The following is a 1,596-nucleotide window of genomic DNA, read 5'->3' on the forward strand; positions in this document are numbered from 1 at the left end:
TGTCGCGCCGTCCATGGCCGTTCCTCGCTCGCTGCTTTGCCGACCGCGCCTATGCCGGGTCCCGCGTGGCTCAGGCCTCGTCGATTGCCGTCAGCATCGTCGGCCGGGCACCCGGGCAGAAAGGCTTCGCTGTGCAGCCCAGGCGTTGGGTGGTGGAGAGATCCTTCGCGTGGTTCGGCCGGTGCCGACGCCTCGCCCGCGACCACGAGGCGACCGTCAGCTCCGCCGTCGCCTTCTTCACCCTCGCCGCAGCCATGGTCCTCGTCAGGCGGCTGGCTCAGACGTTATGAAGCGGGCTTGCTCTGTTGAAACCCCTGGCTGGTCTCGGAGGTTGGGTGGGCTTTCGGCGGAGCCGGGAGACGTAGGATGCGGAGGATGTCGAAATCGGCAGTGAGGGTGGCGCGGGAGGCACTGGCGGCGGGCCGGGTGGCGCTTCCGGAGTACGGGAGCCGGTTCTCGCGGCGCGACTACACCCAGGCGCAGCTCTTCGCGCTGCTGGTGCTGCGGCAGTTCTTGCGGACCGACTATCGGGGCGTCGTGGCGCTCGTCGCGGAATGGGCGGAACTGCGCCGCACCCTCGGGCTTTCGAAGGTGCCGCACTACTCGACGCTCGCCCATGCCTCGCGCCGGATCCTCGCGGACGCCGAGGCTGGGGGGCCTTCCGCAACGCTCAAGCCGTGGTGGTCCGGCACGCCCGTGGCCGTGGCCTAATCGACACTGCCCCTGTTGCGGCTGTCGACGCCACGGGCCTCGAGACGCGGCACGTCAGCGCCTACTTCGGACTGCGGCGCGGGGACGAGGGCCACCGGCAGCGGGCATGGCCGAAGCTCACCGCCGTTGTCCACGCCCACTCGCATCTCATCCTCGGGGCGGTGCCGGGCGTCGGACCGAGCCAGGACTCGCCCGACTTCACACCGGCCATGCGGCAGGCGGCCGGGCTGGTTCAGATCGACACGGCGCTCGGCGACGCGGGTTACGATGCCGAGCACAACCATCGCCTCTGCCGCGAGGACCTCGGTGTGCGACAGACCGTGATCCGCCTCAACCGCCGCAACACCGGCCGCCGCTGGCCCAAGACGCCCTACCGGCGTGCCATGCGCCGCCGCTTTCCGAAGGCGATCTACAACCAGCGCTGGCACGCCGAGAGCGGGTTCAGCCAGCACAAGCGCCGTCTCGGATCAGCCCTGACCGCGCGGGGTGATGCGTCACAGGCCCGCGAACTCGCCCTCCGCGTCCTCACCCACAACCTCATGCTCCTCGCCGAGGCCTCATGAGCCTTTCAACAGAGCAAAGCGGGCTCTTATACTAAATCTCGGAGACCCTGACTCTCGTGGGGGATTCCCTCATGGGGCCGGATCGTGATTCAAGATGGCGAACGCTGGAGGTTCGCCATGGCCATTCCGCTTCGGGGTGACTTCGACGCGGTTCGCCTGCGCGTGGCAGCGCGACGGACGAAGGATGCGGCTCAGGCCCGGCGGCTGCTTTCGCTAGCTGCGGTTTACGATGGTGCGACGCGGACCGAAGCGGCCAGGATCGGCGGCGTGACGCTGCAGATCGTCCGGGACTGGGTGCTGAAGTTCAACAGCGCCGGTCCTG

General features: G+C 69.0%; 3 protein-coding genes and 1 pseudogene. All 4 read left to right on the forward strand.

The window, feature by feature from the left end; all coding sequences use genetic code 11:
• Positions 1-290, forward strand: a 290-nt coding sequence (locus tag EAH89_RS30815) for a transposase (protein WP_140887994.1), incomplete at its 5' end; no start/stop codon positions are given.
• Between the two features lie 85 nt (positions 291-375).
• On the forward strand, positions 376-711 hold the full coding sequence (locus EAH89_RS30820; RefSeq protein WP_140887996.1) for a hypothetical protein: 336 nt from the start codon (positions 376-378) through the stop codon (positions 709-711).
• Positions 678-1,274: a transposase gene (locus EAH89_RS30825; RefSeq protein ID WP_241667287.1), complete on the forward strand. Its 597-nt coding sequence runs from the start codon at positions 678-680 to the stop codon at positions 1,272-1,274. Before EAH89_RS30820 ends, EAH89_RS30825 begins: the two co-directional genes overlap by 34 nt.
• 117 nt (positions 1,275-1,391) lie before the next feature.
• Positions 1,392-1,596, forward strand: a pseudogene (locus tag EAH89_RS30830) (helix-turn-helix domain-containing protein); the annotation flags it as partial.

Origin of the sequence: Muricoccus nepalensis (genome assembly GCF_006438825.1) — a bacterium.
In the GTDB taxonomy this organism is placed as follows: domain Bacteria; phylum Pseudomonadota; class Alphaproteobacteria; order Acetobacterales; family Acetobacteraceae; genus Roseomonas; species Roseomonas nepalensis.